At 50.0% G+C, this 17,715-nt stretch carries 10 protein-coding genes; 3 read left to right on the forward strand and 7 right to left on the reverse strand.

The genetic code is table 11. The features are described from left to right. Nucleotides 1-57 precede the first annotated feature (57 nt). The 5 genes from LLH06_RS17840 to rhaT all read right to left on the reverse strand — a co-directional run bounded on the left by LLH06_RS17840 (nt 58) and on the right by rhaT (nt 6,838). Nucleotides 58-792 (reverse strand): (Fe-S)-binding protein, encoded by a 735-nt coding sequence (locus LLH06_RS17840; RefSeq protein WP_228170645.1) that lies wholly within the window; start codon nt 790-792, stop codon nt 58-60. A gap of 35 nt (nt 793-827) precedes the next feature. Continuing rightward, nucleotides 828-2,213, reverse strand: coding sequence for an FGGY-family carbohydrate kinase (locus LLH06_RS17845; protein ID WP_228170646.1), 1,386 nt, complete (start codon nt 2,211-2,213; stop codon nt 828-830). A gap of 6 nt (nt 2,214-2,219) precedes the next feature. Continuing rightward, complete coding sequence (locus LLH06_RS17850; RefSeq protein WP_228170647.1) at nt 2,220-3,494, reverse strand: TIM barrel protein; 1,275 nt, start codon at nt 3,492-3,494, stop codon at nt 2,220-2,222. A 106-nt stretch (nt 3,495-3,600) separates the two neighbouring features. Next, nucleotides 3,601-5,721 carry a bifunctional aldolase/short-chain dehydrogenase gene (locus LLH06_RS17855; RefSeq protein WP_228170648.1) on the reverse strand — a complete coding sequence of 707 codons (2,121 nt, stop codon included), beginning with the start codon at nt 5,719-5,721 and terminating at the stop codon, nt 3,601-3,603. 37 nt (nt 5,722-5,758) lie between these two features. Continuing rightward, complete coding sequence (rhaT, locus tag LLH06_RS17860; RefSeq protein ID WP_228170649.1) at nt 5,759-6,838, reverse strand: L-rhamnose/proton symporter RhaT; 1,080 nt, start codon at nt 6,836-6,838, stop codon at nt 5,759-5,761. Between the two features lie 329 nt (nt 6,839-7,167). Between rhaT and LLH06_RS17865 the strand changes: the two genes are divergently transcribed. Genes LLH06_RS17865 through LLH06_RS17875 form a run of 3 tightly spaced genes read left to right on the forward strand, consistent with a single transcriptional unit; the run spans nt 7,168 to nt 11,979 of the window. Continuing rightward, nucleotides 7,168-8,202 (forward strand): GntR family transcriptional regulator, encoded by a 1,035-nt coding sequence (locus tag LLH06_RS17865; protein WP_228170650.1) that lies wholly within the window; start codon nt 7,168-7,170, stop codon nt 8,200-8,202. An 18-nt stretch (nt 8,203-8,220) separates the two neighbouring features. Then, nucleotides 8,221-9,654, forward strand: coding sequence for a sialate O-acetylesterase (locus LLH06_RS17870; protein ID WP_228170651.1), 1,434 nt, complete (start codon nt 8,221-8,223; stop codon nt 9,652-9,654). A gap of 9 nt (nt 9,655-9,663) precedes the next feature. Next, nucleotides 9,664-11,979: a DUF5703 domain-containing protein gene (locus tag LLH06_RS17875; protein WP_228170652.1), complete on the forward strand. Its 2,316-nt coding sequence runs from the start codon at nt 9,664-9,666 to the stop codon at nt 11,977-11,979. Nucleotides 11,980-12,150: 171 nt separating this feature from the next. Here LLH06_RS17875 and LLH06_RS17880 read toward each other — a convergent pair whose 3' ends face one another. Beyond that, a complete protein-coding gene (locus LLH06_RS17880) occupies nt 12,151-14,187 on the reverse strand; it encodes an aceric acid hydrolase (protein ID WP_228170653.1) in 2,037 nt (678 codons plus the stop codon). Between the two features lie 69 nt (nt 14,188-14,256). Then, nucleotides 14,257-17,712 carry a glycosyl hydrolase gene (locus tag LLH06_RS17885; RefSeq protein ID WP_228170654.1) on the reverse strand — a complete coding sequence of 1,152 codons (3,456 nt, stop codon included), beginning with the start codon at nt 17,710-17,712 and terminating at the stop codon, nt 14,257-14,259. Nucleotides 17,713-17,715 lie beyond the last annotated feature (3 nt).

Here is a 17,715-nt window from a genome sequence, read left to right on the forward strand (position 1 = left end):
ATGGATCATAGCAGTTTCATTTCAATTAGCTACGGACCATGAACTATCAGCTAGGAACTACTGACTATTCAAAATCTCTGCTATGTGCAGCACTTTCGTTTGGCTGCCCTGACGTTTCAGGATGCCTTCCATGTGCATGAGGCATGACATATCGGCTCCGGTTATGTATTCAGCTCCGTGGCGCAGATGGTCGGCCACCCTGTCCTTACCCATTTTGGCTGAAACGGCTTCTTCGGCAACGCAAAACGTTCCGCCAAATCCGCAGCACTCGTCCTTACGGTCAAGCTCTATCAGCTCAAGATCTTTTACCATGGCCAATAACGAGCCAGGTTTGGAGAACGAAGGCGCCACCAACTCGGTCATAGAGCTTAAGTGCAGGCCACGTTGACCGTGGCAGCTTTGATGCACGCCTACCTTGTATGGAAAGCGTGACGGCAGGCTTTGCACCTTCAGTACATCGGTCAAGAACGAAGTGAGTTCCCATACCTTATGGCTGATCTCTTTGGCTTCGGCCTCACGCTTCTCGTCATGCAAATGCTCACGAATGTGCAGCACACAGCTTCCTGAGGGCGACACGATATAGTCGAAGCCCGAGAAATTATCGATGAAAAGCCGGTTACAGCCTCCCGTTAAATGCTCAAAACCTGAATTGGCCATAGGCTGTCCGCAACAGGTTTGATCAGGTGGATAGGTCACGTCGACACCCAGTTTCTCCAACAATTGTAAGGTAGCTATCGCCGCACCGGGATAGAACTGGTCAACGTAACAGGGTATGAATAAGCCTACGCGCATGTCGGTCGCACAAATTCGTTTTAGTAAATATTCAGTTAAGTTGTGATACCCTGCGTGGCCGAATAGAATTTCAGCTCGAGCAGGTCATGTGGAAGAGGTTTAGTGTTCCAAGCATTATGAATGGCCAGTGCTGCACCAACTGCTGTAGCCTGAGCCATCGATGCTGCGAATACCTCCGTGTGAGGGAACGCAGCGGCCAGTAGATGCATATATACGGAATTTTTGCTGAATCCGCCGTCAACAAATATCCGCTTAACGTTGCCATCCTTCAGCACGTAACCGGTCGATATCTTTTGCTGGTCAACAATGTCCAACATCAGGCGATGATAAGCTTCCTCATCATTAGCGAACGAGGCCAGATCACGCTGACCGAATACCGACGCCTGCAAACTGGTAGCTCCTGTACGTTTCTCCGTTTCCTGTGCCTGCAAACGGGCCACCAGATCTGGGTTAAAACGTATGGTACGGTAATGGGCGATGTTCTGGTCAAAATGAGCGGCTATACGTTTTACCTGCTGCTCATACTCATAACCGGCAAACAAGCGTGATGCTTTTACCGGTTTGCCTTTGTATTGGATGAAATTCAGGCAATCCGCCTTAAGTTCCTCGTCGGTCAACGGTGAATTATCGAATGGGTTCAGGCTGATGGTCCAGGTACCGGTAGATAACAGCACAAATGGCTCGGTAAAGCTGACCAGGTAAGGGATCAACGCCGCCGAACTATCATGCAGGCCAATGCCCACGCTATAGTTGTTACCCGGGAACGCTGCGGGACGGACCGTATCAGCATCGCAGATTGGGGCCAGCTTTTCGGCCAGTCCTTCTTTGGTCACCCACTCATGGTAGCGGTTGTGCTCAAAATCCCACAAGCCGGTATGGCAACCTATGCTGGTAAGATCGGTACAAGCCTCGCCGCTGATCAGGTAGCTCAAATATTGCGGTAAGTGCAACGCATACTTAATGCGCTCGAATACCTCGGGCTGTTTATACTTCAGGCGATACAACTGCAGGCCTGAATTTAAGCTACCCAGTACTGGTGATGCCGTTTCGCGCGCTACCCTGGCCTCGCCACCGTAAGTGGCGTAAAACTGCTCGTGCAGATTCTCAGGGTAGGTCTTTAAGTAATTATAAAGAGGGGTCAACGGCGTACCATGCTCATCCAGGTACACAAAACTGGCACCATACGAAGAAAAGTTCACGGCCTTTACTTCAAATTCGTTGCGCTTGAATATCTCGCGCAACGAATCGAATACCGAAAGCCGTAAACTGTCAATGTTCTCGCAGGGGTCGCCATCCTCATCGGTGGTCTCGTTGAACCGGGCCGATCTTTCGTAAACTATCTTATAATCCTCATTGAACAAGAACAATTTTTTGTTGGTCTTGCCCACATCAAAAACGGCTATTACGGGAATTGGCGTCATGCTAAATTATAGACCGGTAGCAACGGTCTTCAGACCGCGCTCTGTTATCAAATTTCCACGTACATCAATGCTGCGGTAAGCGTTAAGCGGATCGATAGCGCCACCCTCACGCAGGCGAGCCTCGGCCACTAACGGGCGTACATCGGTACGGGAAGCAGCTTGCAGTATTTCTTGCGCCAACACGGCATCATTGGCAGCTTGTGCAGCTTTCAAAGCCGCAGTGTCAACTAATAAAGCTTGGGCGTAAGCGATCTTGATCGCTTCAACTGATTGGATCAGATCTTCGATCGGATCTTTCAGGTTGTGTGATGCGTCGATCATCCAACCAATGTCAGTAGCGTGTTTCATACCACGGGCGTCCATACCTTCAACCAGTTCGTTAAAGATCAGGAACAATTGGTAAGGGTTGATGCTACCTACGGTCAGGTCATCATCACCATATTTAGAATCGTTGAAGTGGAAACCGGCCAGTTTACCTTCCATCAGCAGTAACGATACGATCTGCTCGATGTTGGTATTTGGCAGGTGGTGACCAAGATCCACAAGCGTTGATGCTTTAGGACCTAATTTATTGGCCAGTAGCAATGATTGGCCCCAGTCACCAATAGTGGTCGAATAGAAGTTCGGCTCATACGGTTTGTACTCTACCCAAACCTTCCAATCGTCAGGCAATGCTGCGTATATCTCTTGCAGGCTTTCCAATGTGTTTTGGAACGCACCACGGAAGTTCAATTGACCAGGGAAGTTAGAACCGTCGGCCAACCAAACTGACAATGCGTTAGAACCTAATTCGACACCGTACTTGATCACCTCGATATTGTGATCAACAGCTTGTTTACGCACAGCCTTATCCACATGGTGTAACGAACCGAACTTGTAGCTGTGCTGCTGATCTTTTTGATCTTGGAAGGTATTTGAGTTAACCGCATCAAAACGCAGACCGTTATCGGCCGCTACGGCTTTGATCGCCTCTGCGTTAGATGGGATATCCCATGGAATGTGTAACGATATTGAATTGCTTGATCTGTTCAGGCTGTTGATCACGCCAACGTCGTTGATCTTTTCTTCCAGGCTACCCGGCTCACCACCGCCCGAAAAACGTCCAAAACGGGTACCACCTGTGCCCAATGCCCAGCTCGGTATGGCCACGTTAAAGGCAGCCAGCTTTTGCAGTACATCGTCCAGGTTATTCACATCGGCAGCCACATGGTCAAATTTGCGTTGATGCTTAACTGCCAATTGATGATTTAACTCATCGAGTTTATATTTTTCGATTTTCATAATTGGTCTGTTTCACCCCCACCCAACCCTCCCCCAAGGGGGAGGGCTTTAGGAGGTAGTCTATTCTTTTATTCTTAAGCCTCCCCTTGGGGAGGTTTGGAGGGGTTTATCTTACAAATCCGGCAGCAACACCACCGTCAACGTTGATCACGTTACCGGTCGATTTGGCCAGCAGGCCACCTGTCAAGGCGAAACAAGCATTAGCGATGTCAACAGGCAATATGATCTCGTTCAGTAAGGTACGTTTTGCGTAGTAGGCTGGCAGTTCGGCCACGGTGATACCGTAAGCTTTTGCACGACCTTCGGCCCAGCCACCAGCCCAGATGTTGCTGTCGCTGATCACGGCGTCAGGGTTCACCACGTTCACGCGGATCTTATCAGGACCCAGTTCTGCAGCGTTCAAACGGCTCAGGTGTAATTGAGCAGCCTTAGCACTACCATAACCGGCATTGTTAGGACCACTTACCAGGGCATTCTTGCTAACGATGTTGATCACATCGCCACCAATAGCTTGTTTCTTCATCACGGCAACAGCGGCCTGGGTCACGAAGAACTGGCCTTTCACCAATACATCATATAACAGGTCCCAATCTTTCTCGGTGTGATCGCCAATGGTCTTAGAGATAGAGAGACCGGCATTATTCACGATCAGATCGACACCGCCAAAGTTCAAAGCGGCTACGTCCATAGCGGCCTGGATCTGGTCGGCGCTGGTCACGTCCATTACTGCGGTGGCATATGAGTCTTTACCGTAAGCGGCTTTGAACTCTTCGCCGGCACCATCTAAACGCTCGGCATTCATGTCGTTCAGGATCACAACAGCACCTTCTTCAACGAACTTTTTAGCGATAGCTTTACCTATACCACCGGCGCTGCCAGTGATCAGGGCTATACGGCCGCTCAAAGCTTTTGGCTTAGGCATACGCTGCAATTTAGCTTCTTCTAACAGCCAGTACTCGATATCGAACGCTTCCTGACGTGGCAATGAAGTGTACTCAGAGATGGCCTCAGCACCTTTCATCACGTTGATGGCGTTGGTATAGAACTCAGCGGCAACACGTGCGGTCTGCTTGTCTTTCGAGAAACTGAACATACCCACACCCGGATACAGGATGATCACCGGATTGGTATCGCGGATGGCCGGACTGTTATCGTGTTTGCAGGTGTTGTAGTAGTCGGTATACATCTGGCGGTAAGCCTCGAATGCCGGAGCTAATTTAGCTTTCAGACCTTCCACATCGCTCAGGTCGGCATCAGGAGTAAGGTCTAATACCAACGGACTGATCTTGGTGCGCAGGAAGTGGTCAGGGCAGCTGGTACCCAGCGGCGCCAAACGGTCAAGATCATTAGAGTTGATGAACTCCAGTACGCGGGCATCATCAGTAAAGTGACCGATCATGTTGCGCTCGCTTGAGCAAAAACCACGCAGGATAGGTGCCAGGGCAACGGCTTGTTTTTTACGGCCGGCCTCATCAAGGCTTTGGATCTTTTGGCCACCAAATACAGGGCCCTTTTTACCATAGTTCTGCTCCAGGTACTCAGCACATTTCTCGATCACCTCTAAGGTGTTGATGTAGCTTTCGTAAGCGGTATCACCCCAGGTGAAGAGACCGTGTGAACCTAACATGATACCACGGATGCCTGGGTTAGCATCTAAGCAAGCTTTCAATTGCAGGCCCAGCTCAAAGCCAGGTTTCTTCCACTCTACCCAACCAATGGTGCCACCAAATAACTCTTCGGTGATCTTTTTACCATCTTTTGCCGCAGCGATAGCGATCGCTGCATCAGGGTGCAAGTGGTCGATGTGCGCGAACGGTAAGAAACCGTGTAATGGGGTATCTATAGAAGGCGCTTTAGAGTTCAGATCATAAATGCTATGGTTGAACAGTTCTACCATCTCATCTTCAAATTCCACACCGCGGTAAACGTTCTTCAGGCTGCGCAGGCGGTCAACATATAAAGCAGCCAGGCCGCTTTTTTTCAACGTACCGATGTCGCCACCCGAACCTTTGATCCACATCACCTCAACATCCTGACCGGTCAATGGGTCTTTGCTCATTAACTTGCATGAGGTGTTACCACCGCCGTAGTTGGTAAGGCGAAGGTCGGCTCCTAACAGGTTGGAGCGATATATTAACAGGGCTACCTCATCGCCAGCCAGCTCGGCTGCTTTGGCATCGTCCCACAAATAGCTTACGTGCTTAAATTCGGTTGATCTAACAGACATTTTGAGTTTTGCTTATTATTTTTTGAATACTTTGATGTTATTTTAAGGAGTTGCCATACCCTACGATCAATACCGAAAGGATGATCGTTACGATACCAGCGACCACCGTCATGAACGCTTTGCGGCTTACGCCTTTCCACTCTTTGAGCACCAGCCCCCAGCTATTAGCGATCAGGATGATGAACGCCATGTGCAGGATCCACGAGCTTGGCCCGTTACCCAAACGGCTTTCGCCCATACCATAGAAAAAGAACTGCAGGAACCACGTGGTACCGGCCAGTGCCGAGAATAAGTAGTTGGCCAGCAGTGGTGTCCGTTTATCGGTATAGTTACCGAATGTTTTATTACGGGCGTTCAAGATCATGCAATAGATCAGGTTGGTGGTCAAACCACCCCAAAGGATTACTATGTAAGTGACGTTATTTTGGTATAAAAAATTACCCTGTCCCGGGTTGGCGGCCATCCAGATCTGGTTGGCGGTATCGGCCATACTGTGGCCGGCCTCTATACCGAAGTTGAAACAGGCGCTCAATATACCCGATACGATAGCCAGTGTGATGCCCAGGCCAAAATTGTACTCGTTGTTGGTATCGGCCACTTCGCCTTTCGCCTTCAGTTCTTTCTCTTTAAGCACCCCTGCTTTACCGCAAATAATGATACCGATCACACAAACCAGGATGCCAAGTAATACCATCTGACCCCAGTTAGTGCTTACTAAAGTAGATATAGAATCTTTATTAGCTTCAGGGAAAAAGTTATAGTAAACAGAGGGAATGAGTGAACCAAAGATCGAGCAAAGGCCGAGGATAACTGAGCTACCCAGCGCAACGCCCAGGTAACGTACACCCAAGCCATAGGTAAGACCACCTATACCCCATAATACGCCAAAGAAATAGGTAAGCGCTAATATATGACCGCTGGTTTGCTTGATGATCTCAGTGAAGTTAGGGATGGTTAGCCAGGCGGCCAAAGGTGGCACGATGAGCCACGAAAAAAGCCCCCCCACTATCCAGAAACTCTCCCAGGCCCAGCCTTTTACTTTCTTGTAAGGTATGTAAAAGCTACCCGACGCAAAGCCCCCTATGAAATGGAAAATAACTCCTAAAATTGCTTGCATTAACTCTTAATTTTTATATAATTGGTATCAGCGAAAGTAGAAAAGACGGTGCAACATCCTATCATGTACTGTCATGGTTTTACAGTGCAGTTGGCCTTGCATCGGCCTTTCGGCACGCATAATGCAATAATACTTTATTAACTACAATACTCCTTCCTTACAGTTATAGTTGGGTAATTTAGTATACCATTTAGCTAATATTTGCAAATTGACTTTGCTTAACGTACGGTATGGTGTATATTGCGCATAACCCGGCCCTGACCTCACCCCATCATGGCCGCAAACCACATAAGCAGTGCCTGGTTACTGCTTTTGTAACTGGATACTTCATGAAACCGATCTCTTTCTTAGAATACATCGAGATAGATTATTATTCATCTACCCCCAAATATCTGCAGCTGGCCAACTCTATAGCCAAGGCAGTGCGTGAGGGTCGGCTCAACCGTAATGATACCCTGCCATCCATCAACGAGCTTAACTACAATTTCGAGATATCGCGCGATACCGCCGAGAAAGCTTACAAGCATTTAAAATCGATCGGGTTGCTGGGATCGGTGCCAGGTAAAGGTTACTACATCAAGAGCAACGAGACCATGCAACGGTTCAAGGTGTTCCTGATGTTCAATAAGCTGAGTACTCATAAAAAGATCATCTATGATGCCATTGTCGCCGGGTTGGACAATGAGGCGTTCATCGATTTTTATATCTATAATAACGACTTCTCCCTTTTTAAGAAGATATTGGAGAACGCCGGCGACGATTACACCCATTATGTGATCATCAGCCATTTTTTAGACGGTGGTGGCGAGACCTCACACGAGGTGATCAACAAGATACCTAAAGATAAGCTGATCCTGCTCGACAAGTTAGTAAAGGGTGTGGATGGCGAATATGCGGCCATTTACGAGAACTTTGAAAAGGACATTTTCCAGGCTTTGGAACAGGCCCTGGAACCATTAAGCAAATACCACACGATCAAGATCGCGTTCCCTGAACATACCTATCATTCTACGGAAATACTGAAAGGGTTCGACCGGTTCTGCATGCAGTATGCTTTTAATTACAAGGTAGTGCATGACATCAATACCGAACCGATTAACCATAGCGAGGTATTTATCACATTGATGGAGAACGATGTGGTGGTACTGATCGAACGCCTGTTACAGACCGAACTGAAGATCGGGCAGGACGTGGGCGTGATATCGTACAACGAGACCCCGCTCAAGAAGATCATTTTAAACGGACTGACCACCATATCTACCGATTTTCAGCAAATGGGAGAAATGGTGGCCAAAATGATCATTAACAACAAGCGCGAACACATCGAAAATCCTTTTTATCTTACTTTGCGCGCCTCCCTGTAATAACCTACATTTGGAGGTATGAGAAGAAATGTCCTCCAGACAATTAACTTGATCGCACTGGTCATGCTGGGCCTTACCGCCAGCGCCCAGGTCAAGTTGGCCTCGCTGTTCACCAGCAATATGGTACTGCAACAACAAATGAACGTACCTATTTGGGGCTGGGACAAGACTGGCAAAAATATCAGCATAACCACTTCATGGAATAACAAGACCTATAAAGGCGTTGCTGATGTTTCAGGCAAATGGAAGATCAAAGTGAGTACACCTGTTGCCGGAGGACCATATACCATCAACATAACCGACGGCCAACTGACCAAACTGGACAACGTACTGATCGGCGAGGTATGGCTTTGCGGCGGCCAATCCAACATGGAGATGCCCATGAAAGGCTTTAAAGGTCAACCGGTGTTAGGCTCCAACGAAGTGATCCTTCATTCCAAAAATGACAAGATAAGGCTATACACTGTTCCCCGCTCATCGGTAACAGAAGTACAGGAGAATAGCAAGCCATCAGAGTGGAAAGTGGCCGGTCCGGAATCGGTAAGCAACTTTAGCGCTACGAGCTATTACTTTGGCCGCCTGCTCAATCAGATGCTGGATATACCGGTTGGCCTGATCCACTGCTCATACAGCGGCTCCTATGCCGAGGCATGGTTAGACCCTGATGTGTTGAAAGCATTCCCCGAGATCAAGATACCTGCCAAAGGCGATACCATTAAACAAGTAAGCCGCACCCCTACCACTTTATATAATGGGATGCTCCATCCGATACTTGGTTATGGCATCAAAGGCGCCATCTATTACCAGGGCGAATCTAATCGTGACAACCCCGAGAACTACGAGAAACTATTCCCGATGCTGGTGGCACGCTGGCGCGAGTTATGGGGACAAGGTGAGTTCCCGTTCTACTACGCACAGATCGCGCCTTACGATTATGCCCAGCTACCTCCTTACAATAAAGGCGGCAAGTTCAACTCGGCTTATCTGCGTGAAGCGCAGCGCAGGTCACTGAAGACCATACCTAATAGCGCCATGGCCGTGCTGATGGACATTGGTGAACAGGCCAGCATTCACCCTATGCGTAAAGAACCGGGCGGCACTCGTTTAGCCTACCTGGCCCTGGGCAAGACCTACGGCTTAAAAGGCTTCGGCTTTGCCAGCCCCGAATATGACTCGATGACCATAAAGGATACATCCATTGTGGTCAAGTTCGTGAATAGCCCCAACGGCATGACCTCTTACAACAGGCCGCTAACGCAATTTGAGATAGCCGGTAAAGATCAAAAGTTCTATCCGGCCAAAGCGGTGATCAATGGCAGTTCGGTCACGGTATCGGCACCTGAGGTCAAACAACCGGTCGCGGTCCGCTATGCCTTCCGCGACTTTATCATAGGCGAGTTATACGGTACCGATGGTTTGCCGGTGTCTTCATTCCGTACCGATGATTGGTAACAGGCAGTGATGATGAGGAGATACTTATCAGCGATCGCATGCCTTTTGCTGGCGCTTACCGCAAAGGCACAAACGGCGGCTCAACAGCTCGATCGCTACGACGTGACCTGGAACAGTCAAAGCCAGAACTCAAGCGAAAGCATGCCCTGCGGTGGCGGCGACATTGGCCTGAACGTTTGGGTAGAGAACGGCGACCTGCTTTTTTACCTCTCCAAAAGTGGCACGTTCGACGAGAACAATGCCTTCTTGAAACTTGGCCGTGTGCGGGTAAAATTAATGCCTAACCCCTTCGAGGGGAAGGGCTTCAAACAACAGCTATCCTTACGTACAGGCTCCGTGACCATTCAAGGCAGCCATGCAGGGGTGAACGCCAACATCAAGGTGTGGGTAGATGTACATGCCCCGGTGATCCATGTAGATATGAACGCCAATAAGCCTGTGAAGATGCAGGCCACTTATGAAAGCTGGCGTTTTGAGGACCGCATACCCAAAGGCCGCGAGAACATGCAGGGATCCTGGAAATGGGCTAACCGCACCGACATCCGTACCCGTAAGGATGTCATCTCTGTGAATAATAACGCCATCACCTTTTATCACCACAACCTCGATACAACGGTCTTCGACGCCACCGTGGCCCATGAGGGTATGGCTTCAGTAAAGGCGCAGATGACCGACCCATTGCGCAACCTCACCTTTGGCGGGCAAATGCAGGGTAAAGATCTGATAGCGGCCGGCACCTATAGCGGTACTTATTTGAGTACACCTTACCAAGCATGGAAGCTGGAAAGCCGGTCGGCAACTCGCCAACAAAGCTTTCAGATCACCTTGCATACCGAGCAAACACCGGATGTATCCTTGTGGCAAGCCGGTTTACAACGAACAGTACGAACTGCCACTAATGCGAGAAAAGCCTGGGATGCTACCCAAGCATGGTGGAAAAGCTACTGGGACCGCAGTTATGTTCACATTGATACTGATGCGCCTACCAAGGAGAGCTGGCAGGTTGGACGTAATTATCAGCTATTCCGCTATATGCTGGGCTGCAATGCCTTTGGCGAATACCCTACTAAATTTAATGGCGGGTTATTTACATATGATCCTGAGTTCACCAATAATACATTTAAGTTCACACCAGATTTCCGGAATTGGGGTGGTGGATTAATGACCGCCCAGAACCAGCGTTTGGTGTACTTCCCCATGCTTAAAAGCGGCGATGAGGACCTGATGAAGCCGCAATTTGATTTTTACCTACGTGCTTTAAAAAATGCCGAGTTAAGATCGAAGGTTTACTGGGGTCATGCAGGAGCCAGCTTCACCGAACAGTTAGAGAACTTTGGCCTGCCTAACATGGTAGAGTACGGCCTGAAACGTCCAGCCGGTTATGATGCAGGCATGGAGTACAATGCCTGGCTTGAATATGAATGGGATACGGTATTAGAGTTTTGCTACATGATGCTGGAGACACAACGTTACACCGGCAAGGATATCAAACAGTACGTGCCCTTTATTGAGAGTTGCCTCACCTTCTTCAATGAGCATTACCAGTACCTGGCCCGCAACCGCGGCAGCAAAGCACTGGATGGTTCCGGTCATTTGGTGCTATATCCGGGCTCGGGTGGAGAGACCTACAAAATGGCTTACAATTCTACATCAACGGTGGCTGCCTTAAAGACCGTGTTGACCAGACTACTTGAACTACCCGAAGACCATTTAAGTGCTGATGCACGCAAGAACTGGCAGACGATACTCGACCGCATCCCTCCCATCAGTTTCAGGGAGTTTAACGGCTATCGCACTATATCGCCGGCACTGACCTGGGAGCGCGTGAACAATACGGAAAGCACTCAGCTGTATCCGGTATTCCCGTGGGGTATGTACGGCGTTGGCAAGCCTGACCTCGATGTTGCCCTCAACACCTGGAAGTACGACACCCTTGCCGTAAAGTTCAGGAGCGGTGTAGGCTGGAAACAGGATAACATTTTTGCGGCCCGGTTGGGGTTGACCGAGGAAGCCGCTAAACTGGCCATCTTCAAGCTAAAGGATTCCGGTCGGCGCTTTCCGGCATTTTGGGGGCCAGGCTTTGACTGGACGCCCGACCATAACTGGGGTGGTTCAGGTATGATCGGCTTGCAGGAAATGCTGATGCAGGTAGATGGCAAAATGATCATGCTATTCCCTGCCTGGCCTAAAGACTGGGATGTGCATTTTAAACTGCATGCACCCTATCGAACCACTATCGAAGCTAAGCTGAAAGGCGGCCAATTGGTCGACCTGAAAGTGTTTCCGGAGAGCAGGAAGGCTGATGTGGTGAGTATGTTGAAGTAAGTTTTCACAACAGTAAGGCAAACAAAACCCGTCATTGCGAGGAACGAAGCAATCTCTGAGCTATGCATGGCCGAACTGCCTCCGCAGGGATCGCTTTGTTCCTCGCAATGACGTGGTAGAAACCAGAAAGGGGCTTAGCGATCGCTAAGCCCCTTTCCTTATATATAGCTCTTATCTATCCAAAGGCATCCAGGTCTCCATGTCCACATGGCCGCGGTTACCCCAGGCGTAATACGGGATCAGCCTGATGTTGACCTTTGAGGCATCTACCGACCCTACTTCGCGATAAAGCTTGTTGGTCCAGTTGCTTTGGTTACGCACATCAACGCTACCGATCAGGCTCATGATCGGGCTATTCTCGATCTTGATCAGCTCAGGCTTCAGGTCGTTCTTGGCTGGGATGGCCACATTGAAGACCTTTTGTCCTTTAGGCAGATCCACCGATTCGAGGCAATAGACCACCGGTCCGCGTTTAACGGCTACCTGGTTGCGTACCTCCTCTACCAACGGATTGGCTTCCATCAACTGCACCGGCATAGGCAAGCTTAGCTCTACTTTGTCGCCGGCTTTCCACTTACGGTTAACCTCAGCATATTGGCCGCTTACAAGCGATGCATTAACCGCCTGACCGTTGACCATCAGGCTGGCACCTTTGCACCAACCCGGTATCCTCAAAAATAATGAATACGCCTTAGCAGGCACCTGCTTCATGGTGATCACCACTTTGCCATCCCATGGGTACTCGGTCTGCTGGTCCAATTTAAGCTTCGAACCATCTTTTAAAACGGCGTTCAGGGCGTTGCCCCCGTACAGGTTAAAGTATAAGCCTTTGTCGGCTATGCTGTAAGCATAATCGCTTACTTCGGCTATGGTGCGTACCACGTTAGGCGGGCAGCAGTTGGATAGCTTGATGTACGGCACACGATCCTTACTCCAACGCTGCTGGAACGGCAAGCTATCTGAGTAGCTCATGGGGTTGGTGTACAAAAAATTCTTACCGTCAAGGCTGATGCCCGAAAGAACACTATTGTACAACGCAAGTTCCATCACATCGGCATACTTGGCATTGCCGGTAGTTTGCAGCATGCGCCAGTTCCAAAGCACGTTACCTATGTTGGCACAGGTCTCATTGTGCGAGGTGAAGTTGGGCAGCTGATAGTCTCTCCCATAAGCCTGATGCACCTTTTGCACATCGGTAGGCTGATATGAAGTACCATCGGGCGATACGCCATCATACAGGGCGCCGCAACCGCCGGTCACATACATTTTGCGGTTCACCATATCGTTCCACATCAGGTTAAGCGTGTGCATCAGGGTGCTGTCGCCCGTCTCGGCATAAACATCCGCCGCACCCGCGAACAGGTAATTGGCCCTTACAGCATGCCCCATCACTTTGGTTTGCTGGCGAAATGGGATACGATCCTGGTTGTCATCAGTACCATCCTTCATCAAACCACGTATATCGATCAGGTTCTTTGACAGTTCCAAATATTTAGGGTCTCGCGTGGTGCGGTACATCTCCACCACACCCATATAGTGCGATGGGCAGATAGCGTTACGCGCCAACTCCGGCGATGCCGTTTTGTAGAATTTGTACAGGTAGTCGGTAGCTTTGATGGCTACGTTGAGTAAGGTACGTTTACCTGTGGCACGGTAATGCACACAGCCCGCCGTCATGAGGTGGCCTAAGTTGTAGGTCTCAAAGTTCAGGCGGTCGGCAAATGCCTTGGCATTTTTAGGGTCATTCTTTTGCGCGATGAGCGTTGGGGTGTGGATGTAACCATCAGCACGCTGCGCTTTCGCGATCACTGCGATGGTTTTATCCATCAATGCATCCAGCTTCGGGTCGTGGGTCATGGTGTACATGCTGGCCACGCCTTCGAACAGCTTATAAAAATCACCATCATGGAACGGCGGACCAGAATGTGAACCGGTATCCAGCCCGGCCGCTATCTCAAAATTGCGATAGGCATGGCTAACTTTAGGGTCGGTGTACACCTTCCAAAGGTTAGGGATCATGGTATCGCGGCAAACCTGCAAACGGTCGGCCCAGAAACCTTTGGTCCAGCTTACCGCACCCATATCCAGACCGCTCAACTTGGCGTACGGACTGGCCGAGGTATTAGTAAGCGCCTTGCTTTGCGCAAAAGCGCCGGTAGAGCCGGCCAGCAATGCTAAAACGTATCCTATCTTCATTATCCTTCTCATCTCTTTATGATCTATGTCTTTGCTTCGCCGACGTCCACCGCTTGATCGGTATTCGAAGGACTTCGAGTACTATTTCAACCTCTCTATCACTACCGGCCCCATCAAACCGGCAGGCAGTAATGATTTGCCCTCTAAACGGTATGGCGCGTTGGTCCAGGTGATCTGTTTTTCTTTAGGCAAGTTATGATCGCCCATTAACCTGTTAGCCCAGGTGTTGGTCACGGCTATTCGTAACTTATTGATGCCCGGTTTCAACGCCTGGCTGATGTTGACACGATAAGGCGCTGTCCACGCTATGCCGCAGTTCACGCCGTTAACAATAACTTCGGCCACGTTGTTAACCTTGCCAAGATCTAGCCATATATTAGTAGTGCTTTTGGCATCTCCCTTATAATTGAACGTTTGGTCGTACGTGGCAGTACTCGAATAATATTTGATCGTGGTGTCGGCCTGCTTGCTCCAATCTTGCAGGTTGTTCCATTTCACCGGAGCTTTTGGTCCGCCAAGTTGCGGATTGAAGGTGACGGTATAGGCCGGTTCAAGAGTTTGCAGTGTTTGCGCGACCGGCCAATTGTTCGACTTGGCAATTTTCTTAGCCTTATTTCTTAGCACCACGAACACCGACCCGCTTGGCTCCAGTTTGATCGTCAATTCGGTGCGGCCGTTGGCTTGTTTCCAATCACCAGCAGATGTGGTGATGCCTGTCAGTGCATCCCAAAGCTCAGGTGTGCGCCCCGACTCGCGTAATGAGACACGCAGATCGCGAGGATGATCGGTTTGGTTAGATATGAAGTAGATATCGACATTGCCATCCTTCCGGTGCGACCATGATACGTTTTTTGCATACTGTCCGTCATTTTCGGTCACCTGCATATCACGCGGTAAGCCCAAACTGCTTAGGTCATCTTTTTCGAACGGGCCAGTGATCACTTTGCCTTTTCCCGCCTGTGTTAACACCGGACCTGCGTTTGCGTGATAGATGATCGTAGCGCCTTGTGCCACCAGTTCGTTCAAACGGGCGATCACTTTGGCCGACCTTACTGTGCCGTTAGGCAGCATTTGCGTATTGCCTGGGATCACCAGAACCTTATAACTGGCGCCGCCCGGCAACTCGATGCGGCCGTTGCGTACGGTGGCCAAGCGCATCAAAGCATCAAGGTTGAAGGAATCATACTTGTATCCGCGCAAAGGGTCGATCAGGTCTTCCGCACCTACCATGTTGGCACCACTGTTCACCCCGATCGGCATGGTGCGCATGGGTAAACCTGTGTTAGCTAAACGTTCCTTCTCACGGGCAACTCTTTCAGCGCCGAACAAACCTGGAAGCGTAGGGATCAAACGATCGGGCAGCATGGACCGTCGTGGGGTTTGCTCCCCGGTGAATACTGCGATATCAACGACCGGATGCCCTTGTTGCAATAAAGCCTGACAACGCTGCAGGTAAGTGATCCAGGCACGGCTTTGCTTATACCAGGTCTGGTCGCGCTGCATGAACAACCCAATACCATCGAGGGTCAGGCCCGGTTTGCGGTCGATCCATGGGTTTAGCGTATTCACGTGAAAGGTGAGGCGATTGACACCCAATGCCAAGTTGCGGTCGGCAAGTGATTTTAACATCGCCGGGTGCTCGTCCCACATGGTGCGCAGCTCGGTGAATGATTCAGATTGAATGATATTTTTGCCATAGATGTGCCCGCTCGAAATAGCATCCAGCATATCGTTCGGCTTATCGTGCGTCGGACTGTTCAACCAGAACTCTCCCATGGGGATATCGGCCTTTTGGTAGTGCATCATACCATCGCTCACCATGGTAGGTGCTACACTTTCGGCAGTGAACGTGCGACCACGTTCGTGCGCTAAACGCTCCAACGTAGTGTAAAATTTATCGACGATCAGTTCAGCGATGGTCTGTCGAACATCTGCCAATACCTTTTCCGACTCGTCAGCACTTTGTACCGGCATACCGGCCATAACGGGCAGGTAGCTGATCAGATCATACCCTCTGCGCTGCTTGAACTCTTGCGCAAAGTTCTTAGACCAGTTTTGGCTGCCGCACTCCCAGCTATCGATATAGAACATCTTTAAGGTGCGATCGGCCACCTTAGGGTCAAGCATATCGTAGGTCTTGCCCCACCAGTTCTTGAATTGCAACTCGGTGGCTTCGGGACTGAACTTATCGCACTCTAAACCCGAACCCTTACCGCCGGTGGCATTGGTATGCCCTGTTGAGGTATGCCCAACGCGAAGGATGGTCCAGTCACTGGCCGGTGCGTGCCATCGCAAACGGCCGTTGGCATCCAGTTTATGGGTAATGTTGATGATCTTATCTTTAGGGATACAGGTACCGTCGGGCAGTTCTGCTGCTGTCGTGCTTTTACTCACACGCCATACTTCACCCGTTTTACCTTCATACTGACCTATGCGCGGCTGGCCCGAAAGCTCCACTCCGGTGATCTTGAGCGATTGCTTCCACTTGGCAAAGTCCAGGTCCTCGGCACCGGGCTCTGAGCCTTCTTTGTCGTACACCAAACGGAAATATTTAGCCGTTGTAGGTACGATAGCTTGCGTCACCTCGGCATCGTTATCTTGCCAGCCATGGCGTGGCGGTTGCAGTTGGGTGATCTTGCGGAAGTTCTGCCCATCTTCACTGGCCATTACCGTCAAACGCTCCGATTGGTAGTTAGGCGAATTGGTATGGATGACCATTGAGCGGCAGGTGAACGGCTGTTTGAATTCGAATTGTATCCAGCAGGGATCACCGGTAGATAAGCTTTTTTTACCCTTAGGCTCCACCAGGAACTGCACATCGGTAGCGGGTAAACTGGTGGTCACTTTGGGAACAACCGTTTTGGTGCTTACCCCTGAACCGGGCAGCGACGGGTAAGCCAAAACCGCGATATCTTTGTAATAACCTTTATAATTCTCCGGCCTTTGCAGGGTATCGTTATAAGTTTTGCCGCCTTTGATGTGGGTCTCGGTCCACACCACTTTTTGCATCGACATCTCAGGCGTGATCCACGGACCGCCGGCCAATGCAAAACCATCACTCACATGCATACCCATTTTCAGGCCAAGTCGGTCAGCCTCGTTCATGGCAAACTTGACCATGTCCCACCACTCTGGGGTCAACTGCTCAACAGGCGGATCAATGAATGGCGGATTGGCAGCAGGTTTAATGGTCACCAGATAAGCGCCGCCAATGCCAGCCTTTTTCATGGCCTCCAGATCGGCAGTGATGCCTTTTTTGGTGATGGCCGCCTGCATCCAGTACCACAGCACCCATGGCTTGGCCGATCCGGGTGGTTTTTGGAATAGCTGCAGCAGGTCGGTTTTAGCTGCCTGCTTTTTGCCCACCTGCGCCTTGGCGCTGACAGCTAAGAAATTCAGTGCTATGAACAGACAGCAGTATTTTGTCAGGCTCGAAAAAGTGAGTATACTTTTGCCTGTGTACTTACATAAACTGCTACCCGCACGGCGCTGATGCCGCGGAAGATGTTTTACTTCGGTCACTGCTTTTTGGGGCATGGT

It is taken from the genome of Mucilaginibacter daejeonensis (assembly GCF_020783335.1).
Classification (GTDB): domain Bacteria; phylum Bacteroidota; class Bacteroidia; order Sphingobacteriales; family Sphingobacteriaceae; genus Mucilaginibacter; species Mucilaginibacter daejeonensis.